Below are 23341 nucleotides of genomic sequence, written 5' to 3' on the forward strand. Positions count from 1 at the left end.
CACACCTATGCGAAACCCAATTCATAAACGCCTTGAAAATTTCGAAACCTGGCAAACTCTGACTTTCATGGCTTGTTTATGTGAACGTATGTATCCGAATTATCAATTGTTTTGCAAAGTAACGGAACAAAGTGAAAACGGAAAAGTTTATCAAAATATTTTAAATTTGGTATGGGAATCCCTGACGGTTAAAGGGGCGAAAATTAATTTTGATAATCAGTTGGAAAAATTAGAGAACATTATTCCCGACGTTAACGATTATGAATTTTTCGGCGTTGTTCCTGCACTGGATGCTTGTGAAGCGTTATCCGAGTTATTGCACGCAATTATTGCGGGTTCGGTATTAGAACAAGCAATTAAAGTCAGTCAGCTTTCTTTACAAACCATTGTGACGATGTTAGAAACGCAAGAGGATCACGAATTAACGGAAACCGAATTGAAAGCGAGCGAAGATATTCAACAGGAACTTGACGTTCAATGGCAAATTTATCGTACTTTAAAAGAGCAGGAAGAGCGCAGCGTAAATTTGATTCTTGACCTGAAAAATGAGCTTAGAGAGGCAGGGATTTCGAATATCGGTATAGAAATTGAGCACTAAACGAGATATTTGTCTCAAAATTGACAGATAATACTTTGCTTTCTTGCAAAGTTAGATTAAGCTTTACACGCTGTTATTAACAGTTACTGATGGTGTCGGTAAACAAAATATAAGCTTTATCGAAGACATAACCAAGTTTAATAGAAAATAAAGAAGGTCTAATTTATGAACAAAACGGATTTAATTGATGCGATTGCTAGTGCAGCTGAGTTAAACAAAAAACAAGCTAAAGCAGCATTAGAAGCAACTCTAGACGCAATCACAGCAAGTTTAAAAGCTGGTGATTCAGTACAATTAATCGGCTTTGGTACATTCAAAGTGAGCGAACGTAAAGCTCGTACAGGTCGTAACCCGCAAACAGGTGCAGAAATTCAAATCGCAGCATCTAAAGTTCCTGCGTTCGTATCTGGTAAAGCATTAAAAGATGCTGTAAACGGTTAATTAGTCGATAATTATTTTTAAACCCTGCTTTTGCAGGGTTTTTTTGTGACAAAATTTAACCAAATAAAATATTTACATTTAGATTTATCCTCTATAAAATTTCGAATCGAAACTTATTTTGGTGTTTTTTTATTATGAAGCGAAATTTTCAGCAACGAAATACGCAACAGCGCCGACACGGTATTATGCAATTGTTACAACAAAAAGGCGAAGTGAGTGTCGAACAATTAGTTCAACTATTTGAAACCTCGGAAGTTACCATTCGTAAAGATTTGACTGCACTTGAGTCTAATGGTTTTTTGTTGCGTCGTTACGGCGGGGCAATTTTGATGCCGCAAGATTTAATGGATGAGTCACAAGATGAGAACCTTTCGAAACAAAAGTTGTCTATAGCAAAAGCGGCGGCCGAGCGGATTAGAGATCATCATCGTATTATTATTGATAGTGGCAGCACAACGGCGGCTTTAATCAAGCAGTTGAACAGTAAACAAGGATTGGTGGTGATGACCAACTCCCTGTCGGTGGCAAGCGAATTGCGTTCACTGGAAAACGAACCGACTTTGCTGATGACCGGCGGTACCTGGGATACTCGTTCGGAGTCTTTTCAAGGTAAAGTGGCGGAACAAGTGTTGCGTTCTTACGATTTTGACCAGCTTTTTATTGGAGCTGACGGCATTGATTTAGCGCGCGGTACCACCACTTTTAACGAGTTGGTGGAGCTTAGCCGGGTGATGGCGGAAGTGAGCCGGGAAGTGATTGTGATGGTGGAGAGCCAGAAAATCGGACGCAAAATGCCAAATTTAGAACTGAATTGGCAGCAGATTGACGTGTTAGTAACGGATGATTTGCTGTCGGAAAAAGATAAAGCGGTTATTGAACGACATAATATCGAAGTGATTATTGCGAAATAATTGAAAAGTTTATATTTAACCATTTAGTGGGAAAGCCCCACAGCAACTAAGAGGAAAAAACTTATGTGTGGTATTGTTGGTGCGGTAGCGCAACGTGATGTGGCGGAAATTTTAGTCGATGGTTTACATCGTTTAGAATATCGCGGTTATGATTCGGCCGGTGTTGCGGTATTGAATAATGCGCATGAAATGCAAATTGTTCGCCGCGTAGGGAAGGTAAAAGCCTTAGATGACGCGATTGCGAAAAACGCGTTATTAGGCGGAAACCGGTATTGCGCACACCCGTTGGGCAACTCACGGCGAACCGACCGAAGCTAATGCGCACCCGCATAGTTCAGGCAAAATTGCCGTCGTGCATAACGGGATTATCGAAAACTACGAAGAATTAAGAACGCTGTTGCAAGAACGCGGTTATGTCTTCCAATCACAAACCGATACCGAAGTTATTGCCCACTTAGTGGAATGGGAATTCCGTACGGCAGGTTCTTTATTGGAAGCGGTACAAAAAACCGTAAAACAACTGCGTGGCGCATACGGTACGGTAGTATTAAACGAAGAAGAACCTGAACATTTAATCGTTGCCCGTTCAGGCAGCCCGTTGGTAATCGGTTATGGTGTCGGCGAAAACTTCTTAGCTTCGGATCCGTTAGCCTTATTAAGCGTAACTCGCCGTTTCACTTATCTTGAAGAGGGCGATGTGGCGGAAATTACCCGTAAGTCCGTACAGATTTATACCCGTGACGGTCAAAAAGTAGAACGTGAAATCCACGAAGGTAACTTTGAAGCGGATGCGGCGGATAAAGGCCCTTACCGTCATTACATGCAAAAAGAAATTTTTGAACAGCCGGTTGCGATTATGAACACCTTAGACGGACGTATCAAAGAAGGTAAAGTCAACATTGAAGCTATCGCACCGAATGCCGCTGAAATTTTATCAAAAGTGGAACATGTTCAAATCGTGGCTTGCGGTACTTCATACAATGCGGGTATGGTGGCGCGTTACTGGTTTGAAGCTATTGCGGGCGTAAGCTGCGATGTGGAAATCGCCTCTGAATTCCGTTACCGTAAATTCGTAACCCGTCCGAACAGCCTGTTAATCACCCTTTCACAGTCCGGTGAAACGGCGGATACTTTGGCGGCATTACGTTTGGCAAAAGAATCCGGTTATATGTCGGCAATGACAATCTGTAACGTGGCAAGTTCTTCTTTAGTCCGCGAATCTGATTTTGCTTTCTTAACCCGTGCGGGCGTGGAGATCGGTGTGGCGTCAACCAAAGCCTTTACCACCCAATTAACCTGTATGTTGTTGTTAAATGCGGCGATCGGTCGTTTGAAAGGCAATTTAAGCGAAGAGCAGGAACACCATATCATTCAATCCTTACAACGCTTACCGGCTCAAATTGAAAGCGCCTTAGTGTTTGATAAACAAATTGAAACATTATCGGAAGATTTTGCGGAAAAACATCATACCTTATTCTTAGGCCGCGGTGAATATTATCCGATTGCTATGGAATCCGCTTTAAAACTGAAAGAAATTTCATATATTCATGCGGAAGCTTATGCGGCGGGCGAATTAAAACACGGTCCGTTAGCGTTAATCGACAGCGAAATGCCGGTAGTGGTGGTAGCGCCTGAAAACGATTTATTGGAAAAAGTGAAATCCAATATCGAAGAAGTACGCGCCCGTGGCGGTCAGCTGTATGTTTTTGCCGATAGTGACGCAGGTTTTGAAGATTCCGATAACTTCAAAACTATCGTGTTACCGAAAGTAGATGAAGTGACGGCGCCGATTTTCTATACCGTGCCATTACAATTGCTTTCATATCATATCGCCTTAATCAAAGGTACCGATGTTGACCAACCGCGTAACCTTGCGAAAGCGGTAACTGTGGAATAAGACGTAAAACTTAATGAAAAAAGACCGTACTTTAAATAAAAGTGCGGTCTTTTTTTGCGAAATTTTATTGCCAAATCAGGCGGAATTACCTAAACTACGCCTCAATTTCCCAGCAGGGAAAGTGTCTTTTTTTTTTCTCTTCTTTCACTTTAAAGGTTGCCTGCGAGCAACAAAAGGACTTCACAATGTCAAATAAAGTAAATAGTTACGGCTGGAAAGCCCTAATGGGATCTGCCGTGGGCTATGCCATGGACGGGTTTGATCTTTTAATTCTCGGTTTTATGCTTTCCGCCATTTCGGCGGATTTATCCCTATCTCCGACACAAGCGGGTTCTTTGGTAACCTGGACGCTGATTGGCGCTGTAGCCGGTGGGATTATTTTTGGTGCGTTAAGCGATAAATACGGGCGTGTACGGGTTCTTACCTGGACTATTGTGTTATTTGCCGTATTTACCGGATTATGTGCATTTGCTCAGGGTTATTGGGATTTATTAATTTATCGTACTATTGCCGGCATTGGCTTAGGCGGTGAATTCGGTATCGGTATGGCACTCGCGGCGGAGGCCTGGCCGGCACGTCATCGTGCCAAAGCTTCTTCCTATGTGGCCTTAGGCTGGCAAGTCGGGGTGTTGGCGGCGGCGTTATTAACGCCGCTATTGCTACCGATTATCGGCTGGCGCGGCATGTTTTTGGTGGGTATTTTCCCGGCTTTTGTGGCTTGGTATTTACGTGCTAAATTACACGAACCGGAAGTATTCGTGCAAAAACAGGCGGAAGTTGCAACCGGAAAGCGACAATCACCGTTTAAGTTATTGATAAAAGATGTTGCTACCGCAAAAGTCAGTTTAGGCGTGGTAGTACTAACCTCGGTACAAAATTTCGGTTACTACGGCATTATGATTTGGTTACCGAATTTCTTGTCTAAACAATTAGGATTCAGTTTAACTAAATCCGGTGTGTGGACGGCGGTAACCGTCTGCGGCATGATGGCTGGTATTTGGATTTTCGGTCGTCTTGCAGACCGAATCGGGCGCAAACCCAGTTTCTTATTATTCCAGATTGGTGCGGTGATTAGTATTATCGCCTATTCACAATTAACGGATCCTGCAATCATGCTCTTTGCCGGTGCCGCATTAGGTATGTTTGTAAACGGTATGATGGGCGGTTATGGCGCGTTGATGTCAGAGGCTTACCCGACGGAAGCTCGAGCTACGGCACAAAACGTGTTATTTAATTTAGGTCGCGCCGTGGGTGGCTTCGGTCCGGTGATTGTTGGCGCAGTGGTGTCCGCCTATTCTTTTAAAATCGCTATTGCATTATTAGCGGTGATTTATGTGATCGATATGATTGCAACTGTCTTCCTTATTCCGGAATTAAAAGGAAAAGCGCTGAAATAGGGCTATTTCATCTATTGAAAAGTGCGGTCAGTTTTACCCGATTTTTAAAATTATCGATAAACAGACCGCACTTTTTCTTTTATAATAAGCGCTCTTTTTTATCCTATTCTTATTATCGGGCTTTTTATGTCTTTGTTTTCATTGTGGGTGATGGCTTTCGGGCTATCAATGGATGCTTTTGCCGTTTCGATTTGCAAAGGTTTAGCGATGGAGAAATTCCAATGGTGCGGTGCTCTGAAAGCAGGCTTGTACTTCGGTTTGTTTCAAGCTGTGATGCCGTTAATCGGTTTTTTGCTTGGTGTTCAGTTTAGCGAGTACATTACGGATTATGATCATTGGGTTGCCTTTTTTCTGTTGGCTCTTATCGGTGTCAATATGTTGCGTGAGTCTTTGAGTGATGAAGATGATGAAGATTCTTGTTCCAATGATTTTAATTTTAAAACCATGATGACCTTAGGTTTTGCCACCAGTATTGATGCCTTAGCTGTTGGCGTAACTTTCGCTTTTTTATCGGTGGATATTTATTCTTCTGTTGTAACAATCGGTTTAATTACTGCCGCTTTATCCATTATCGGAGTGAAAAGCGGACACTTTTTAGGCAAGAAGATAAAAACTAAGGCGGAAATTTTAGGCGGGTTAATCTTAATCGGATTAGGCGTGAAAATTCTGATGGAGCATACTTTATTCGGTTAAGCGATATTTCCGTCGTTTAAAAAATGTATAAAAAAATACCGCACTTTGTTATTAAAAAGTGCGGTATTTTTTTGCCGAATTTTGTTTAACCCGCTTGATGTTTTTTTACTAATTGCGTCCAGTTATAATAACCGTAAATAGAATTACACAGGTACATAATATACATGGTAAGTAACGGCAGGCTTGTTTCGCCGTTTTCTAAATACATGCCAACCCAGAGGGAAATGGTAAGGATATTGACGATAATCCATAATGACCATTGTTCGCGATAACGTAGAATCATCAGTACTTGCGCCACAATTGAAACGCCCACAGTCACGCCGTCGAGAGCGGGTAATGCGCTGCCTAAATGACGCAGCCATTCGATATAGGCATAAGTAACCAAACCTGCGGCGAGAATAACGAGAACCCATTGTTTGGCGGTTAATGCTTTGGCTATCACTTCCTCAACGCCCGCCGTGTTTAAGGTGTTCTTGTTTGTCATATGTTTTCGCCACATAAAAAAACCGATAAATTGCACCGGTACATAAACCAATAAGTTCAACATCATTTCGCCGTAGAGTTTGAAGGTATAAGACGTGTAGGCATAAAGGGAAACGCTGATAAAGCCGAACAGATAATTACTGATTTTTCCTTTACCCACAAATACCACACAGATAATACCGGTAATGGCGGCGATAGTGGCAATCCAGCTGTCAGGTTGGTAAATAAAAAGACCGATTTGAATTGCGAGGAAAAGAATCAGCCAAAACGCTTCAAATTTCGTCCAACCGCCAAAAAACTCGTCTTTTAAACTTTTTGATAAACTCATGGTTTCTGTCCTTAGGTTAGGGTCTGCTTATAAAAGATAAACAAACGATTTTCAACGCGGAGTCGGCGAAAAATAAGCTCGTCCCTTCGGAGTGTGCCTAAAATAGCCATATGCGTCGTTGTAAAACTTGTTAATAGGGCTGTTGTCTATTCACGGCGTTTTACGCCTAGCCGGCGGCTATTTTAGGCGACAACGCAAACGGTTATAAAAGATAAACGAGCACTAAATCATCATTGCGGAATTCTTACACCACCCGCTTTACTTGTCAATAATAAGCGCAATAGGAAAAAAGTGCGGTCGTTTTTGGTGATTTTTCCACGAGGCCGATTTATTTTTATAAACAAGATCGCTAAAATAGCCCCCTTTTTTACAAAAATTTACATTTTTATTTGATACATAGGTTGGAGAATTATGTCGTTTGCCGTTGGTCAACGTTGGATTAGTGAGAGTGAGAATGACCTGGGATTAGGCGTTATTGTGGGTATGGATAACCGTACGGTAACAATTTTATTTCCCGCATCGGATGAACAACGTGTGTACGCATTAGCAGCCGCGCCGTTAACAAGGGTGGAGTTTCAAAAAGGGGATACCGTCGTTCATCATGAGGGCTGGAAAGCACAGATTATTGATGTAACGGAAAATAACGGCGTATTGATTTATTTGACTATTCGCCTTGATACGCAGGAAGAAGCGGTATTGAGAGAAATGGATCTGGCTCACAAAATTTCGTTTAGCAAGCCGCAGGAGCGCCTGTTTGGCGCGCAAATTGATCGTAGCGACCGTTTTACTTTACGTTACCATGCGCTTCAGCAGCAACAGGCGCAATTTCAATCGCCGTTACGGGGATTGCGCGGCATTCGGGCGGGCTTGATTCCCCATCAATTGCATATTGCCAACGAAGTGGGGCGCCGTGTGAATCCGCGCGTGCTGTTAGCCGACGAGGTGGGGTTGGGAAAAACCATTGAAGCGGGCATGATTTTGCAACAGCAGCTTTTTGCCGGCAAAGTTGAACGAGTATTGATTATTGTACCGGAAACCTTACAGCACCAATGGTTGGTGGAAATGCTCCGTCGTTTTAATTTGCACTTTTCTTTATTTGATGAGGAACGGGCGGCGGACTTTGCCGCTAACGAATATGATGAAGAACGCAATCCTTTCGAGAGCGAAAACCTGATTATTTGTTCGTTAGACTGGATCGTTGCCCAACCGAAACGGGCGCAACAAATTTTACAGGCTGAATTTGATATGCTGATTGTGGATGAGGCTCATCATTTGGTTTGGTCGGAACGACAACCAAGCATGGCATATCAGGTGGTGGAACAATTATCCCGCAGAATTCCGGCGATATTACTATTAACCGCCACACCGGAACAGCTCGGGCAAGAAAGCCATTTTGCCCGCCTTGCTTTGTTAGATCCGGACAGATTTTATAATTACGATGCCTTTGTGGCGGAACAGAAAAATTATCAGCCGGTGGCGGAAGCGGTACAAACCTTATTAAATGAAAAACCGCTGAATACGGCAGAACAAAATGCCATTGCCGATTTGTTGGAAGAACAAGACGTCGAACCTTTATTTAAAGTCATTAATTCAATGGCAGAGGAAAGCGAACGTCTGCAAGCGCGTCAAGAATTAATTGATAATTTAGTGGATCGTCACGGTACCAGCCGCATATTGTTTCGCAACACGCGTCAGGGGGTAAAAGGATTTCCTCATCGCATATATAATCAGGTGACTGTGGAAATGCCTAAACAATACGTCAATGCGGTGAAAGTGATGAATTTGTTAGGGGAAGAAATTGGTGACGGATTGTTTTATCCGGAGCAGATTTTCCAGAAAATGAACCCTGAAGCAAAATGGTGGGAATTTGATCCCCGCCTGGAATGGCTGATTACGTTTCTGAAAAATCACCGTGAGGAAAAAGTGTTGGTTATTTGTCGTCATGCGAATACGGCTATTCAGCTTGAGCAGGCGTTGCGGGAAAAAGAGGCCATTCGCAGTGCGGTTTTTCATGAAAACATGTCGATTGTGGAGCGGGATAGAGCATCCGCTTACTTTGCTCTACAGGAGGAAGGCGCACAGGTTCTATTAAGCTCAAGTATCGGTTCCGAAGGGCGCAATTTCCAGTTTGCCTGCCATTTAGTGTTGTTTAATCTACCGGATAATCCCGATTTATTAGAACAATGTATCGGACGTTTAGACCGTATCGGACAAACCCGGGATATTCGGATTCACACGCCTTGTTTTGCCGACACGCCGCAAGTAGTACTGGCGCGTTGGTATCACGAAGGCTTGAATGCTTTTGAAGAAACCTGCCCGATGGGAATGACGATTTTTACAGAGTGCGGTGAAAAATTAAAAAATTTTGTGAAAAATCCGACACAATTAGACGGCTTTGAGGAATTTGTAGCGCAAACCCGTAAACGACAACAGGTGCTGAAACAGGAACTGGAAAACGGACGTGACCGTCTATTGGAATTAAATTCCAACGGCGGCGAACGGGCGCAAAAATTGGCGGAACATATTGCAGACGAAGATAATTCCACTGCATTGGTGAATTTTGTACTGAATTTATTTGATGTTATCGGTATAGAACAAGAAGATTTAGGTGAGAAGTCCATTGCGATTATACCCGCAAGCACAATGTTAGTGCCTGATTTCCCCGGGTTAAAAGAAGAAGGCGTAACAGTGACCTTTGATCGCCGGCTTTCGCTTGCCCGTGAAGAGTTAGAATTTTTAACCTGGGATCATCCTATTGTCACCAACGGTATTGATTTGATTACTTCAGGCGATATCGGCAAAACAGCGGTGTCTTTGTTAATTAATAAATCCTTACCGCCGGGAACTTTGTTGCTGGAGCTTATTTATGTGGTGGAAAGCCAATCGCCGAAAGGTTTGCAGTTAACCCGGTTCCTACCGCCTACGCCGGTGCGTTTGTTGCTTGATGCAAAAGGTAATAATTTAGCCGCGCAGGTTTCTTTTCAGGCTCTGGAAAAACAATTACGTCCGGTAAAGAGAAATATGGCAAATAAAATGGCAAAAATGATCCGACCTAATATTGAACGATTGATTGCCGGCGGCGATAAACATATTGCCGAACAGGCACGGGAAATCATTCAAAGCGCAAAACAAAAAGCGGATCAGACATTAAGCGCGGAACTTGATCGTTTGAACGCCCTAAAAGCGGTGAATAAAAATATCCGTCAGGATGAAATTGATATTTTAGCGCAGATCCGCGAACAGTCTTTGACACAACTGGATCAAGCCAATTGGCGGCTGGATTCGTTACGGGTTATTGTCAGCAATAAAGAATAGGCATTATTAATAAATTATAAAAAGCTATTTTCCGATAACAAGAAAATAGCTTTTTTATTAACTCAAACTAGTTAGAAACGGGCAAGTGAGAGAATTGGTTTCTGTCTGTTGAATGAAATATAAAAATACGGATTAAAAATTAAATATCATTTAATATATTTAATAAAGTTATAAATTTTTAAAAAAATATTTGTATTTTTATTCGAAATTGTTGCATATTAATCTCAACACAAAAACATAATTTGCAAACATTAACAATATTACTAATAAGAGGAAAGCTTATGTCCAGCACAGTATCATCTCTAGAAGACTTTTTATCATTAGTTGCACAACGTGACGGTAACCAACCTGAATTCCTGCAGGCGGTGCGTGAAGTGTTTACTTCTATTTGGCCGTTTTTGGAAGCAAATCCGCAATATCGTTCACAAGCATTATTAGAACGTTTGGTTGAACCTGAGCGTGCATTCCAATTCCGTGTGGCTTGGACAGACGATAAAGGTCAAGTGCAGGTAAACCGCGCATTTCGCGTTCAGTTCAGTAGTGCTATCGGTCCGTACAAAGGCGGTATGCGTTTCCACCCGTCAGTGAACTTATCTATCTTAAAATTCTTAGGTTTTGAACAAATTTTTAAAAATGCCTTAACAACCTTGCCGATGGGCGGTGGTAAAGGCGGTTCGGATTTCGATCCGAAAGGTAAATCCGATGCGGAAGTTATGCGTTTCTGTCAGGCGTTGGTAGCCGAATTATATCGCCATATCGGTCCGGATACAGACGTGCCGGCAGGCGACATCGGTGTTGGCGGTCGTGAAGTGGGTTATCTTGCCGGCTACATGAAAAAATTATCTAACCAGGCCGCTTGCGTATTCACCGGACGCGGTCTGTCATTCGGCGGCAGCTTAATCCGTCCGGAAGCGACAGGTTACGGCTTAGTTTACTTTGCTCAAGCAATGTTGGCGGAAAAAGGTGATAGTTTCCAAGGTAAAACCGTTTCTGTATCCGGTTCCGGTAACGTTGCCCAATACGCCATCGAAAAGGCTCTTCAATTAGGTGCGAAAGTAGTAACCTGTTCGGACAGTGCCGGTTATGTGTATGATGAAGCGGGTTTCACCACTGAAAAATTAGCGGCATTATTAGACATCAAGAATGTAAAACGCGGTCGTGTGAAAGATTACGCAGAACAATTCGGCTTGCAATACTTCCCGGGCGAACGTCCGTGGGGTGTGAAAGTGGATATCGCTTTACCATGTGCAACCCAAAACGAATTGGAACTTACCGATGCGCAAAAATTAATTGCCAACGGCGTGCAATTGGTAGCGGAAGGTGCAAATATGCCGACAACTATTGAAGCGACCGAAGCATTACAGGCGGCAGGCGTATTATTTGCGCCGGGTAAAGCGGCAAATGCCGGCGGTGTAGCAACTTCAGGCCTTGAAATGGCACAGAGTTCGCAACGTTTATTCTGGAGCGCGGAAGAAGTGGATCAAAAATTACACAATATTATGTTAGATATTCATGCGAACTGCAAAAAATACGGTACGGATGCAAACGGCAATATTAACTACGTAGCGGGCGCCAACATCGCAGGTTTCGTGAAAGTAGCGGATGCAATGCTTGCGCAAGGCGTATATTAAAGCTATTCCTTAAACGGAAACTTTGAAATTATCCACCGCACTTTGGCGTTTAAAGTGCGGTGGTTTTTCTCATAAATCTTGTTTCATATCAGCAAAACCAGTTTTCCGTAAATCAGTGTTGCCAACTCTCCAGATGATCAATAAGTTTAAGTTATCTCTAATACGGCTTACTCTTGTACGGTTGATACGTGTTCCGCCGCTTTTTGGTTTGCATACGCAACGGCATCGCGCAATGTATTATTTTCACTGAGTGCTGTGCATAAATGGCCTACAAAGCAATCGCCGGCACCGAGAGTACTGATTAATTTAACCTTGATAGAAGCTATTTTTCCATTTGATTCTTTATCCGCATAGGCAACACCGTCACCGCCGGCGGTGACGATAACGCGAGAAAAATCCTGCGATAATTTAAGGGCGGCCTGTAAAGCCGAATCCAGACTATTAACGGATAATCCGCACATAGCTTCCGCTTCCACCGCATTCACAATCAAAATATCAATCAGTTTAGTAAACTCTGCAGATAATTTTTTGGCGGGCGCCGCATTTAAACAAACGGGTATATGGCGTCTGCTTGCCCGTTTGGCGGCTTCAAAATTGATACTATCAGAAACTTCATTTTGTAAAATAAGCATTTTAGCGTTATCCCACAGCGTTTCATTATCTAGGCGATTAATATCTATCTCTAAATTAGAACCCGAGACAACAACAGCGCCGTAATCGCCCTCACTATCCATAATAGCAACGCTCATTCCGGAGCCGACTCCGCTAATTTTCTGCACAAAATCGGTATTTACTCCCGATTTATTTAAATGTTCCAGCAAAAATGGTGCAAAATTATCGGGACCAACCGCACTAACCATAAATACCCGGCATCCGGCTTTTGCCGCGGCAACAGCCTGATTACCTCCTTTACCGCCAAATTTAGGGTACCAACGCTTTCCAATAACCGTTTCGCCTTTAACCGGGCGGTGAGTAGATTCAACAACAATATCATAATGCAAACTACCTACGACGACGACTTTATTGGGCATAGATTACTCCTTATTTTGTTCTCTTATGCTTAACCGCATAGCGTGTTTTTCGTAAATTATCTTCCGAGATATCGAGATTCTGTTTGGCAACGGCGACATAGAGCGCATCTAAAATATTCAGCTGAGCGATACGCGCTGCGGCATTTTCACCTAATAATAACGAACCCTGTGAAGTCGAAGTTAAAACGACATCCGCACATTCGGCAATCGGCGAAATGGCATAATTTGTAATAGCGATGGTTTTAGCGCCGTTTTGACGCGCCAACTGCAAAGGCTCGATGACATCGATCGTCGTTCCCGAATGGCTAATTGCCAAAACGACATTTCCGGGATGACTTACCGCACCTGCCATCAACATCATATGAGAATCGTCATAAACCGAAGCTTTAATTCCGATTCTCAGAAACTTATGGGCCATATCTTTTGCGATCTGAGCGGAACCGCCGATACCGAACAAATCGATATGATCGGCTTCAACCAATATTTTGACACATCGCTCAAATTCGCTTATATCAAGAATGCTCATGGTTTCCTGTAAAGCCTGAATAGAGGTTTCAAATACTTTTTTAATAACCTGTGTCGCGGTGTCATCAGCTGAAATATCATTGTGTAAATTTGCCACTTCCAGCTGTTTGTAATAAGCAAGTCCCGAACGGAATTCTCTGTAACCGGAAAAATCAAGTTTTTTGGCAATTTTTACAACGATTGCTTCGGAAACCTGATTTTCCGTCGCGATTTCTTTTAGCGATGTTTTTTCATCAAAATCGCTTTTAGCTAAAATACAATCCAAAACTTTGCGTTCTAATGGGGTTAATTGTTGTTTGCGAGTCCGAATATGCGCGCCAATAGATTTTGGATCGATCTGAGCCATAGAAATTATTTACCTCTTGTTGCTCTATCAATTAACATGGCCACAATAATAATTAAACCTGTTGCGAGTAATTGATAGAATGCCTGAATATTTAACAGCGTTAGACCATTACGTAATGCGCCGAGAATAACCGCACCCAGTATGGTACCTATAATGCTTCCTTTTCCCCCCATCAGTGATGCTCCGCCGATTGCGGCGGCGGCAATAGCATCAAGCTCCCATAAATTACCCAGGGTAGGATCTGCCGCACCAAGACGGCCAACGAGTACTAAACCTGCAACCGAAGCCAAAAAACCGGAAATCATATAAACCGCAACTTTGGTTTTTGCCACAGGAACGCTACAAACCCGAGCCGCTTCCTCATTACCGCCGACAGCAAAAATATATTCGCCCAACGGGGTTTTATTTAATACTACCCATAGAATCAATGCAATACTTGCAACAATTAAAATGGAGCTTGGAATACCGAATAAAGAACCGTTCATAAACGCTCTAAATTCCGCCGGGATACCAAATATGGGATTGCCGCCAGTATAAATCAAAGATAATGCTCGATAAAGAGAAAGACTGCCTAATGTAACAATGAAAGGCTGCAAACCGGCATAGGCTATTAAAACGCCATTGAAAAGCCCGCCTAAAGACCCGATACAAAGGGCGCCTAAAACCGCAATCGGAACGGGAACGCCGGAGACCATTAAACTGGCGCCAAGCACTGCGGACAATGCCGCGGTGGGACCGACGGATAAATCAATTCCTGCGGAAATAATCACTAAAGTCATACCAAGTGCAATTGCTGCGTTCAGTGATGATTGTTGCAGAATATTTAATAGATTCGGTACGGTGAAAAATACGGGGGATAAAAATGAGAAAACCACAAAAATAATCACTAACCCGACAAGAGTACCTGCGTCCCGCACATTTAATTTAATTGCTGACATAATTTAATCCCTCTTCATTCTTAATTTTATTTTGTCCAATCGCATATTGGGCAATATTTTCTTCATTGATATCACCACCACATAATTCGGCTGTGATAGCGCCTTCCTTCATAACTAATACGCGGTCAGATACTCGAATAATTTCCGGCATTTCTGATGAAACGACTAAAATAACATTTCCTGCTTTTGCTAAATTCTCAATTAAATTGTAGATTTCAGATTTAGTCCCAATATCTATACCTCGCGTAGGTTCATCAAAGAGATAAATTTTGGTCCCCGCCGCAAGCCAACGGCCGATAATGACTTTTTGTTGATTTCCTCCGCTAAAAGTCCCTACCGTTTTTTCTAAATCAAAGGGTTTTAAATTTAGATCCATCATTAACCGATGAGAAACAGCGCCCAGATAATCCTTACGAATAAACCCGTTTTGAGAAAATCGATCCATTGAAGGCATGGCAATATTAATCAATACGCTGCGATCACGTAAAATACCTTCTTTTTTCCGGTCTTCCGGCACCAGACCTATTCCCATTTTGATTGAATCGCGCACACTGTTTAATTTTAATCTTTTACCTTCAACAAGAATCTCTCCCGATGTCGGTTTATCTAAACCCGCTATCAATCTGAATAATTCCGTACGACCGGCGCCGACTAAACCCGAAATACCGACAACCTCTCCTTTATGAGCAATAAAATTAATATCTTTTACCGCTTTATCCCGGCCCAAATTGCGTACTTCTAAAATTTTTTCATCGGTGGCATAACTCATATGAGTCAATTTTTCGATTTTACGGCCGACCATTTTGGTTACGATACTTTCTTCCGTTTGCTCGGACATATTTACACAGTCGATAAAACGTCCGTCACGGAGAATTGTCGCACGATCACACACCTTGAATATTTCATCCATCTTGTGCGATACGTAAATAATTGAAACGCCGCTATTCGCCAGTCCTTTAATCAACTCGGCCAAACGTTCGAACTCACTCGGCGTTAAACTTGATGTCGGTTCGTCCATTGCGATAATCTTGGCGTTATCCAGTAAAGCTCGCGCTATCTCAACAATCTGTTGCTGTGCAACTTTAAGCGTCTTAATGGGAACCGACGGATCAATACCAGGATCTAAACTCTTTAAGACTTCCAAGGCTAATTGACTTTCTTTAGATTTATCCACAAATAAACCCAAATTCTTTTTTAAAGAACGCCCCAAAAATATATTTTGAAAAACGGAGAGTTCAGGCACATTTTGTAGCTCTTGGTGTATCATTGCGATACCGCAATCTTTAGCCGCTTTCGGAGAATTTATATTTACTTTTTGTCCGTCAATATAAATTTCTCCCGCCGTAGCGTCTCTTACTCCCGATAACAAATTCAATAATGTGGATTTTCCCGCTCCGTTCTCACCGATAAGAGCATGAACCTCTCCGGCTTTAACATTAAAAGAAACATCTTCTAATACCGTCACCGTCCCATATTTCTTTGTCATATTGCGCATACTTAAACGTTCGGTAGCCATAGCGCTCTCCTATTTCATTTTCTATTTAGATAAAATTTCCCGGATAGTTTTTGCATCAGCCTCAGAATATGTTTTTGCATTTTCTAAGGTAATTAATGCCTGAGGCGTCGTTACCACACGAGGTAATTTTTGGCCTGCGGTTAAACGTAAGACCACTTCCATTGCCACTTCACCGGTTAATACAGGGAAACTATCCACCGTTCCCGTTAATTCCCCCGCTAAAATAGATTTATAAGCGTCGGAAATACCATCGGTTCCGAATACCGCTACTTTTCCTTGTAGTTTCGCAGCCTTAACCGCTTCAACAACACCTAACGCCATACCGTCGTTATTGACATAGAAACCGATTAAATCCGGATTACGTTGTAAAATCGTCATAGCTACGTTATAAGCCTGCTCACGACTCCAGTTGGCAGGGACACTTGCAACCACTTCAAATTTGCCGGATTTATTAATAGTTTCGGTAAAACCTTCCGTACGTTGTTTGGCTGCAAATACACCCGGCTGGCCTTCAACCACAGCAACTTTACCGCCTTCCGCACTATGTTCGATAAACCAGTTGGCAACCCGCACTCCATTATCTTTTTGTACGTTTCCTACGTAATGCGTTGCAGTCGGCATTACCGCATCGTTTACGTTTACAACGGGAATGTTTTTAGATTGGGCTACTTCCGCCGCAGGTTGTAAGTTCACATCGGTTTGCGGAGAAAATAAAAGCGCACTGTATCCTTCGGTTATCATCGTTTCGGCAATAGATAACTGTCCTAATTGATCACCTTCATTGGCAGCCGCTTGATAAGCCACAAACACCTTATGTTTGTCCGCAAAGTTTTTATAACCCTCACCCAAAGAACGCCAATATTCATTGGTTAATGTTTTTGATACGCCGCCGATTTTTAAACCTTCTTTAAGTGTCGGAAATGAACCCAGCTTACTTTCTAACTCAGTCCAGTTAATCCGATCCTGTTCCGTATCCGAATTAAGAGGCGTTAATTGCGCATAAGCGGAACCAATCATGAATGTAAAAACGGCTGAAACGAGAGTGGTTTTAAGAAATTTTCTCATGAGATACTCCTTTTTTGAGGTCGAAAAGAAAAATTAAGAAAATTATTATCTTCCGAGTAAAAATTGATTAATAATCCCTTGGCTACTCACTGCATCTTGGTTTGCGATGGCAACATTCAATTGATCAACCGAATTAAGTTGGTCTGCAATTTTCACTAATTGATTAACCGTTTGTATATTGACTTCACATTCATGTACCGGATCTAAACCGCTGGCATCCGGGAATGTGTCGAAATAATAGGCTCCGTCAAAACCCGCTTTACGTAGTTGCCAAATAAGTTCTAACGTCGCCTTAGGATTTGCTGACGCAACCATTAAACCGTCATCACGTTTGTGATAGCCGTCATTAAGATGTAATCCCATGATTTTTGTTCGTCGCGCAATCATCGCCGCGGCGAAAGCAGGCATTTCATCCGCATATAACACATGGGCAAAATCAAGAGTCACACCTATATTTTTGGCACCGATATCCGAAATAGCGAGTAATGTGGTCGATACGTCGGGAAGAATACTAAAGGAGCGGGGTTCGTTAGGTTTATACTCAATACTGATATCACAATCCGGGGCATACTCGGCAACTTCACGGAACGCATAAATTAAATCATCCCATATTTTGTTGTAATCAGCCTGGAAACTATAATCAAAACCATCCTGTCCCAGCCAGATTGTCATTAAATTGGTACCAAGTTCACGACCGCAATCAATACCGCGTTTAGTAAGCTCAATAGCTTCACGACGAACTTTTTCATCAGGATGAGTAAATGCACCTAACTGGAATTCCGGATTGGTGCTATAACGCATAGCCATTCCGTTCACGTTTAATCCGCAGTCTGTAATAAATTTACCTAATTCTTTCGGTGCTTCATTTAAATGCTGAGGATAATTTAAATCGACATCCGTTAACCCTTTAACTTTTGACGCTCTCTCAATCATTTGACGAATAGTAGGTTTCCCTTTAATGGAAGGCCAATAACTATGTGCTTTTGATGCGAAAGAATTTAAACGTGTAGCAAAGCGTAATTTTTCCATTTTATTTTCCTCTTATTACATTAAAAATTAATCTTGCATTAGAATGTAAAGTAAAATACTTTTAATTAAAAATGTGTAAAGTACTTTATCTTGGTTTTGTGAAGAACTTCACAAAATATTTAAAAGTTGTATTTTAAAAGTAATAAAAATGGAATAAAACTGCTGAACGCTTTCCGTTAGCGGACAAAAACGGTCTCAAATATTCTAACTGGCTGAAAATATGAGATGATGTCGGAAGGTTGAAAAAGAAAATAATATTTTAGGCTACTATAAAAAGCACTTATAAAAAATGACAGAAAAATAACCGCACTTTGCTCTGTAACTTAAAAGTCAGGTTCGCATATCAATTAAATTAAAGTGCAGTGGTTTTTTATGGATTTTTGGAAATTAAAAATTCAGATAAAAATCCCGGGTCAGCGCGATAAACTGTTCCGTGTATTGATTTTGTTCATTATAGACAACAAGCCGGCTTTGTTCTGTTGTACAAGGTTGTTTGCTGAAAGTGAGTAGTAACCGTTGCGGAATTTTGCCCGATTTAGTGATTACTTCACAGCAACGGGCGCAAAAAAGTGCGGTCTGTTTTTGCAGATTTTTTCCTGCCGCATAAGGCAGAATTAAATGGATCCGGCCCGTATTGGTTAAGCAATCAGCCGCTAGGTTTAACCAATCCGAATGGCTTAATGTTTGAGTATAACGGGCGGTATCGCGCTGTTTGTCGCGACAATCGACACCCTGTTCGAAATAAGGCGGATTTGACAAAACGGTATCGAATTTTTTCGTGCAGGTTCGGGTAAAATCGACGATGTTTTGCTGCTCTAACTGAATTTTATCCGCCCAAGGGGATTGACGGACGTTTTCAGTCGCTTGTCGATATGCAGAGGGATCAATTTCAACACCCGTAATATGACAATCGGTTTGTGTACGCTGCGCCAACATTAAAGCGATTAAGCCGGATCCCGTACCGAGATCCAAATAACGGTTGCCCTGCAGGCTTGCCCAAGCGCCAAGCAAAATACCGTCCGTTCCTACTTTCATGGCGCATTTATCGTGGCTTACATGGAATTGTTTAAAGGTAAAACCGGCGGATTTTGTTTTGTTGTTCATAAATGTTGTCAAAGTGCGGTAAAAATTCAGAAAATTTTGTCCGCAGTATTCTAGGCGGCCTTTCTTGTTATGGCAAGTCGGATCGTGAAAAAATCCGATTGGATTCGCATAATTTAATATGAAAGATCAAAATTAAATGCTACAATCCCTCGTTCACAAAAACATCCCAAATTTTTACATTGGATTCATGGGTTAATTATGGCTTTAGCAATCGACAAAAAGAAGAAAAACGCTCCTGAAGAAGTTGAGCAAAAATCAAAGGGTTTAAATACCTTTTTATGGGTGTTAGTAGCTGTCGTTATCGCAGTTGCGGCATTTGGAAACGTATATTATGCGGAACAATTCTCTACTGCGGTTCGCGTAGTGGCGGTTGTTGTGTTACTTGCAGTTGCACTCGGGATCGCAGCGGTTACCAATCAGGGTAAAGTTGCATTGGCATTCTTCGGTGAATCAAGAACCGAATTAAGAAGAATCGTATGGCCGACCCGCCCGGAAGCAATGCAAACTACGTTAATTGTAATTGGCGTTACTGTTCTTACCTCTCTTATTTTATGGGGTTTTGATAGTATCATCGTATCAATCATTAATTTCTTAACAGATTTGAGATTCTAAAATGACAGAAACAGCAGTGAAAAAACGTTGGTATGTGTTGCAGGCGTTTTCAGGTTTTGAAGGTCGTGTTGCAACTACATTACGTGAATATATCAAATTAAACCACATGGAAGATCAATTCGGCGAAGTGTTGGTACCAACCGAAGAAGTGGTTGAAAATGTTGCTGGTAAACGCCGTAAAAGCGAACGTAAATTCTTTCCCGGCTATGTGTTGGTTGAAATGGAAATGAATGACGATACATGGCATTTAGTGCGCAGTGTGCCTCGTGTTATGGGATTTATCGGCGGCACGCCTGATCGTCCTTTACCAATCAGTAAACGTGAGGCGGATCTGATTCTAAACCGTGTTGAAGAAAATGCGGATAAACCGCGCCCGAAAAACACCTTCCAACCGGGTGAAGAAGTCCGCGTTACCGAAGGTCCGTTTGCCGACTTTAACGGTACCGTTGAAGAGGTGGATTACGAAAAAGGTCGTCTTAAAGTATCGGTATCTATTTTTGGCCGAGCTACACCGGTTGAGCTTGAGTTCAGCCAAGTGGAAAAAGCGAACGGTTAATCGTGATTTTGGTAAATATCTTTCTATAATAAGAGCAGGTGTAAAACCTGCTTTTTTATTATAAAAATCGCTTGAAAATCCACCGCACTTTTAGTAAAATCCGCACCCTGACTATGAGCGAGGGAACTTGCTCATATTTTTGTGTAGCACATTATGCTTATGTGCTTAATATTACCGGGGAGCCGATTTCGGCGTTATCACCCGCTTAGAGGAAACTTAAAATGGCAAAAAAAGTCCAAGCATACGTTAAGTTGCAAGTTGCAGCTGGTATGGCTAACCCTTCACCACCGGTTGGTCCGGCATTAGGTCAACAAGGTGTAAACATCATGGAATTCTGTAAAGCGTTCAATGCTCGCACAGAGAGCTTAGAAAAAGGTTTACCGATTCCTGTCGTTATTACCGTTTACGCAGACCGCTCATTCACTTTCGTAACTAAAACTCCACCGGCGGCGGTATTATTGAAAAAAGCTGCGGGCGTTAAATCTGGTTCAGGTAAACCGAACAAAGAAAAAGTGGGTAAAGTGACTTTAGATCAAGTTCGTCAAATCGCTGAAACTAAAGCGGCGGATATGACAGGCGCAACTATCGAAACTAAAATGAAATCAATCGCTGGTACGGCTCGCTCAATGGGCTTAGTAGTAGAGGAATAATACAATGGCTAAATTGACTAAAAGAATGAAAGCAATCAAAGCTGGCGTAGATTCTACTAAAGCATATGAAATCAACGAAGCAATCGCAGTATTAAAACAATTCGCGACTGCAAAATTTGATGAAAGCGTTGATGTAGCGGTGAACTTAGGTATCGACCCGCGTAAATCAGACCAAAACGTTCGTGGCGCAACCGTGTTACCAAACGGTACTGGTCGCTCAGTACGTGTTGCCGTATTTACTCAAGGCGCTAACGCTGATGCAGCTAAAGAAGCAGGTGCTGATTTAGTCGGTATGGAAGATTTAGCGGAACAAATCAAAAAAGGCGAAATGAACTTTGATGTTGTTATCGCATCTCCGGACGCAATGCGTGTTGTCGGTCAATTAGGTCAAGTATTAGGTCCTCGCGGTTTAATGCCAAACCCTAAAGTAGGTACTGTAACGCCAAACGTAGCGGATGCGGTTAAGAACGCGAAATCCGGTCAGGTTCGTTACCGTAACGATAAAAACGGTATCATCCATACAACTATCGGTAAAGCAAGCTTCTCAGCAGAAGCATTAACGCAAAACCTACAAGCTTTATTAGCTGCGTTAGTGAAAGCTAAACCGACAACTGCCAAAGGTATCTTCATCAAGAAAGTAAGTATTTCTACGACGATGGGTGCCGGCGTTGCCGTTGATCAAAACAGCTTATAATTTACGCTGAAATCTTTACAAGGGCGTGCGTTATGTTTATAATTCCACGCCTTGATTTTGTGAATATCACAAATGATTTTCTGGTTGGTGCTTGCCTTTTCAAGCCCCGTCCAAGACCGTAGGGGAAAGCCGGCTTAAAAAGCGCAGTGAGTTTTCACTAAGTTTTCTTAATATCCTACGTAGATGGTGAACAGAGTACGAATTTTTCTGCTTCTGTACACCGAAGTCGTCCTAATGCGGTTTGTATTAGGTAATTTAATTCCGAGCAATCGGAGTGTATTCAGGAGCTAAAAGCCAATGGCATTAAATCTTCAAGACAAACAAGCAATTGTTGCTGAAGTAAATGAAGCAGCCAAAGGTGCCCTTTCGGCAGTAATCGCGGATTCTCGCGGTGTAACTGTTGATAAAATGACTGAGTTACGTAAAACAGCTCGTGAAGCTGGCGTTTCAATGCGCGTTGTTCGTAATACTTTATTACGTCGTGCGGTTGAAGGCACAGAATTCGAATGTTTAACAGATACGTTTACCGGTCCGACACTTATCGCATTCTCTAATGAACATCCGGGTGCGGCAGCACGCTTGTTCAAAGAATTTGCTAAAGCAAATGATAAGTTTGAAATTAAAGGTGCAGCCTTTGAAGGTAAAATCCAAGATGTTGATTTCTTGGCAACATTACCGACTTACGACGAAGCGATTGCACGTTTAATGGGTACTATAAAAGAAGCTGCGGCAGGCAAACTTGTTCGCACTTTTGCGGCATTACGCGACAAATTACAAGAAGCTGCTTAATTTTAAGCAAGAACTTCTTAACTCGTTTAACTTTATTTACATTAGGAATTGATTGTTATGTCATTAACTAACGAACAAATTATTGAAGCGATTGCTTCTAAATCAGTATCAGAAATCGTTGAATTAATTTCTGCGATGGAAGAAAAATTCGGTGTTTCAGCAGCGGCAGTAGCAGCGGCAGCTCCGGCAGCAGGCGCAGCGGCAGCAGAAGAAAAAACTGAATTCGACGTAGTTCTTAAAGCGGCCGGTGCTAACAAAGTAGCAGTAATCAAAGCGGTACGCGGTGCAACAGGCTTAGGCTTAAAAGAAGCTAAAGACTTAGTTGAATCAGCTCCGGCTAACTTAAAAGAAGGCGTTTCTAAAGAAGAAGCCGAATCACTGAAAAAAGAATTAGAAGCAGCTGGTGCAGAAGTAGAAATCAAATAATTTTGATTGAAACTTTAAACCGACTTTTGGTTCTGGAAAACCCCGATGGTAACGTCGGGGTTTTCTTTTTTATGTAGAAAGGTAATTGATTCTCACGAAATTGATGGAAGTTATGAATTTAACTTCTTCCGTTAAAAATCAGATTTTGAAAATCTGCGGTAAGAAAATTTGAAATTTTTGACCGCACTTTTTTATTCTTTCTTTTTATTTATTGCTAAAAAATATTCAAAACGCTATAATAACCAGCCATTTTTAAGAAATGTAGCTGGCGGTAAAGTATCGTCAGCTTTTTGCGTTATTGGTATAACGTGAAAAAATCACCGTTTTATTGCAGAAAATTAAGTTAAATCAAGCTGTTAACTTAAC

The 23341-nt window shown here is 42.0% G+C and carries 21 protein-coding genes and 1 pseudogene; 14 read left to right on the forward strand and 8 right to left on the reverse strand.

All coding sequences use genetic code 11. From position 1 onward, the window contains the following. The first annotated feature begins 7 nt into the window (after positions 1-7). The 6 genes and pseudogenes from MS_RS00865 to MS_RS00890 all read left to right on the forward strand — a co-directional run bounded on the left by MS_RS00865 (position 8) and on the right by MS_RS00890 (position 5937). Positions 8-598 (forward strand): YjaG family protein, encoded by a 591-nt coding sequence (locus MS_RS00865; protein WP_011199366.1) that lies wholly within the window; start codon positions 8-10, stop codon positions 596-598. A gap of 165 nt (positions 599-763) precedes the next feature. Beyond that, the gene (locus MS_RS00870) at positions 764-1039 is read left to right on the forward strand and encodes an HU family DNA-binding protein (RefSeq protein WP_011199367.1); all 276 of its coding nucleotides are present in this window, start codon (positions 764-766) and stop codon (positions 1037-1039) included. Between the two features lie 134 nt (positions 1040-1173). Further along, the gene (locus tag MS_RS00875; protein ID WP_011199369.1) at positions 1174-1950 is read left to right on the forward strand and encodes a DeoR/GlpR family DNA-binding transcription regulator; all 777 of its coding nucleotides are present in this window, start codon (positions 1174-1176) and stop codon (positions 1948-1950) included. A gap of 63 nt (positions 1951-2013) precedes the next feature. Then, a pseudogene (glmS, locus tag MS_RS00880) lies at positions 2014-3847 on the forward strand (glutamine--fructose-6-phosphate transaminase (isomerizing)). Between the two features lie 185 nt (positions 3848-4032). Then, a complete protein-coding gene (locus tag MS_RS00885) occupies positions 4033-5244 on the forward strand; it encodes an MFS transporter (protein ID WP_011199373.1) in 1212 nt (403 codons plus the stop codon). Positions 5245-5370: 126 nt separating this feature from the next. Next, positions 5371-5937, forward strand: coding sequence for a manganese efflux pump MntP (locus MS_RS00890; RefSeq protein ID WP_011199374.1), 567 nt, complete (start codon positions 5371-5373; stop codon positions 5935-5937). An 85-nt stretch (positions 5938-6022) separates the two neighbouring features. Here MS_RS00890 and pnuC read toward each other — a convergent pair whose 3' ends face one another. Next, positions 6023-6748 (reverse strand): nicotinamide riboside transporter PnuC, encoded by a 726-nt coding sequence (gene pnuC, locus MS_RS00895; RefSeq protein ID WP_011199375.1) that lies wholly within the window; start codon positions 6746-6748, stop codon positions 6023-6025. 411 nt (positions 6749-7159) lie between these two features. On the opposite strand from pnuC, the gene rapA reads away from it, so the two are divergent. Then, the gene (gene rapA, locus MS_RS00900; RefSeq protein ID WP_011199377.1) at positions 7160-10063 is read left to right on the forward strand and encodes an RNA polymerase-associated protein RapA; all 2904 of its coding nucleotides are present in this window, start codon (positions 7160-7162) and stop codon (positions 10061-10063) included. 281 nt (positions 10064-10344) lie between these two features. After that, positions 10345-11694 carry an NADP-specific glutamate dehydrogenase gene (gdhA, locus tag MS_RS00905; protein ID WP_041639463.1) on the forward strand — a complete coding sequence of 450 codons (1350 nt, stop codon included), beginning with the start codon at positions 10345-10347 and terminating at the stop codon, positions 11692-11694. Positions 11695-11861: 167 nt separating this feature from the next. Here gdhA and MS_RS00910 read toward each other — a convergent pair whose 3' ends face one another. The 7 genes from MS_RS00910 to MS_RS00940 form a co-directional block, all read right to left on the reverse strand. Continuing rightward, positions 11862-12725: a ribokinase gene (locus MS_RS00910; RefSeq protein WP_011199379.1), complete on the reverse strand. Its 864-nt coding sequence runs from the start codon at positions 12723-12725 to the stop codon at positions 11862-11864. A gap of 10 nt (positions 12726-12735) precedes the next feature. Next, on the reverse strand, positions 12736-13596 hold the full coding sequence (locus MS_RS00915) for a MurR/RpiR family transcriptional regulator (protein WP_011199380.1): 861 nt from the start codon (positions 13594-13596) through the stop codon (positions 12736-12738). Between the two features lie 5 nt (positions 13597-13601). Continuing rightward, the gene (locus tag MS_RS00920) at positions 13602-14534 is read right to left on the reverse strand and encodes an ABC transporter permease (RefSeq protein WP_011199381.1); all 933 of its coding nucleotides are present in this window, start codon (positions 14532-14534) and stop codon (positions 13602-13604) included. After that, positions 14521-16050, reverse strand: coding sequence for a sugar ABC transporter ATP-binding protein (locus tag MS_RS00925; protein WP_011199382.1), 1530 nt, complete (start codon positions 16048-16050; stop codon positions 14521-14523). The genes MS_RS00920 and MS_RS00925 overlap by 14 nt, the downstream gene beginning before the upstream one ends. A gap of 21 nt (positions 16051-16071) precedes the next feature. Beyond that, positions 16072-17115 (reverse strand): sugar ABC transporter substrate-binding protein, encoded by a 1044-nt coding sequence (locus tag MS_RS00930; RefSeq protein WP_011199383.1) that lies wholly within the window; start codon positions 17113-17115, stop codon positions 16072-16074. A 45-nt stretch (positions 17116-17160) separates the two neighbouring features. Further along, positions 17161-18144, reverse strand: a complete 984-nt coding sequence (locus MS_RS00935) for a sugar phosphate isomerase/epimerase family protein (RefSeq protein WP_011199384.1) — start codon at positions 18142-18144, stop codon at positions 17161-17163. A 387-nt stretch (positions 18145-18531) separates the two neighbouring features. Further along, positions 18532-19248, reverse strand: a complete 717-nt coding sequence (locus tag MS_RS00940) for a tRNA1(Val) (adenine(37)-N6)-methyltransferase (protein WP_041639465.1) — start codon at positions 19246-19248, stop codon at positions 18532-18534. A 198-nt stretch (positions 19249-19446) separates the two neighbouring features. On the opposite strand from MS_RS00940, the gene secE reads away from it, so the two are divergent. The 6 genes from secE (at position 19447) to rplL (ending at position 22975) form a co-directional block, all read left to right on the forward strand. Further along, positions 19447-19860, forward strand: a complete 414-nt coding sequence (gene secE / locus MS_RS00945) for a preprotein translocase subunit SecE (RefSeq protein WP_011199386.1) — start codon at positions 19447-19449, stop codon at positions 19858-19860. Position 19861: 1 nt separating this feature from the next. Then, on the forward strand, positions 19862-20416 hold the full coding sequence (gene nusG / locus MS_RS00950; protein ID WP_011199387.1) for a transcription termination/antitermination protein NusG: 555 nt from the start codon (positions 19862-19864) through the stop codon (positions 20414-20416). 221 nt (positions 20417-20637) lie between these two features. Further along, positions 20638-21066, forward strand: coding sequence for a 50S ribosomal protein L11 (gene rplK / locus MS_RS00955; protein WP_011199389.1), 429 nt, complete (start codon positions 20638-20640; stop codon positions 21064-21066). Between the two features lie 4 nt (positions 21067-21070). Beyond that, a complete protein-coding gene (rplA, locus tag MS_RS00960) occupies positions 21071-21760 on the forward strand; it encodes a 50S ribosomal protein L1 (protein ID WP_011199390.1) in 690 nt (229 codons plus the stop codon). Positions 21761-22057: 297 nt separating this feature from the next. Beyond that, positions 22058-22549, forward strand: coding sequence for a 50S ribosomal protein L10 (rplJ, locus tag MS_RS00965; RefSeq protein WP_011199391.1), 492 nt, complete (start codon positions 22058-22060; stop codon positions 22547-22549). Between the two features lie 57 nt (positions 22550-22606). Next, positions 22607-22975 (forward strand): 50S ribosomal protein L7/L12, encoded by a 369-nt coding sequence (gene rplL / locus MS_RS00970; protein WP_011199392.1) that lies wholly within the window; start codon positions 22607-22609, stop codon positions 22973-22975. Positions 22976-23341 lie beyond the last annotated feature (366 nt).

Source organism: [Mannheimia] succiniciproducens MBEL55E (assembly GCF_000007745.1).
Lineage (GTDB): Bacteria > Pseudomonadota > Gammaproteobacteria > Enterobacterales > Pasteurellaceae > Basfia > Basfia succiniciproducens.

Excerpts from the sequence above, each read along its gene's own strand:
- MS_RS00865 (WP_011199366.1), top strand. The coding sequence starts at position 8 with ATGCGAAACCCAATTCATAAACGCCTTGAAAATTTCGAAACCTGGCAA.
- MS_RS00870 (WP_011199367.1), top strand. The coding sequence starts at position 764 with ATGAACAAAACGGATTTAATTGATGCGATTGCTAGTGCAGCTGAGTTA.
- MS_RS00875 (WP_011199369.1), top strand. The coding sequence starts at position 1,174 with ATGAAGCGAAATTTTCAGCAACGAAATACGCAACAGCGCCGACACGGT.
- MS_RS00885 (WP_011199373.1), top strand. The coding sequence starts at position 4,033 with ATGTCAAATAAAGTAAATAGTTACGGCTGGAAAGCCCTAATGGGATCT.
- MS_RS00890 (WP_011199374.1), top strand. The coding sequence starts at position 5,371 with ATGTCTTTGTTTTCATTGTGGGTGATGGCTTTCGGGCTATCAATGGAT.
- pnuC (WP_011199375.1), bottom strand. The coding sequence starts at position 6,748 with ATGAGTTTATCAAAAAGTTTAAAAGACGAGTTTTTTGGCGGTTGGACG.
- rapA (WP_011199377.1), top strand. The coding sequence starts at position 7,160 with ATGTCGTTTGCCGTTGGTCAACGTTGGATTAGTGAGAGTGAGAATGAC.
- gdhA (WP_041639463.1), top strand. The coding sequence starts at position 10,345 with ATGTCCAGCACAGTATCATCTCTAGAAGACTTTTTATCATTAGTTGCA.
- MS_RS00910 (WP_011199379.1), bottom strand. The coding sequence starts at position 12,725 with ATGCCCAATAAAGTCGTCGTCGTAGGTAGTTTGCATTATGATATTGTT.
- MS_RS00915 (WP_011199380.1), bottom strand. The coding sequence starts at position 13,596 with ATGGCTCAGATCGATCCAAAATCTATTGGCGCGCATATTCGGACTCGC.
- MS_RS00920 (WP_011199381.1), bottom strand. The coding sequence starts at position 14,534 with ATGTCAGCAATTAAATTAAATGTGCGGGACGCAGGTACTCTTGTCGGG.
- MS_RS00925 (WP_011199382.1), bottom strand. The coding sequence starts at position 16,050 with ATGGCTACCGAACGTTTAAGTATGCGCAATATGACAAAGAAATATGGG.
- MS_RS00930 (WP_011199383.1), bottom strand. The coding sequence starts at position 17,115 with ATGAGAAAATTTCTTAAAACCACTCTCGTTTCAGCCGTTTTTACATTC.
- MS_RS00935 (WP_011199384.1), bottom strand. The coding sequence starts at position 18,144 with ATGGAAAAATTACGCTTTGCTACACGTTTAAATTCTTTCGCATCAAAA.
- MS_RS00940 (WP_041639465.1), bottom strand. The coding sequence starts at position 19,248 with ATGAACAACAAAACAAAATCCGCCGGTTTTACCTTTAAACAATTCCAT.
- secE (WP_011199386.1), top strand. The coding sequence starts at position 19,447 with ATGGCTTTAGCAATCGACAAAAAGAAGAAAAACGCTCCTGAAGAAGTT.
- nusG (WP_011199387.1), top strand. The coding sequence starts at position 19,862 with ATGACAGAAACAGCAGTGAAAAAACGTTGGTATGTGTTGCAGGCGTTT.
- rplK (WP_011199389.1), top strand. The coding sequence starts at position 20,638 with ATGGCAAAAAAAGTCCAAGCATACGTTAAGTTGCAAGTTGCAGCTGGT.
- rplA (WP_011199390.1), top strand. The coding sequence starts at position 21,071 with ATGGCTAAATTGACTAAAAGAATGAAAGCAATCAAAGCTGGCGTAGAT.
- rplJ (WP_011199391.1), top strand. The coding sequence starts at position 22,058 with ATGGCATTAAATCTTCAAGACAAACAAGCAATTGTTGCTGAAGTAAAT.
- rplL (WP_011199392.1), top strand. The coding sequence starts at position 22,607 with ATGTCATTAACTAACGAACAAATTATTGAAGCGATTGCTTCTAAATCA.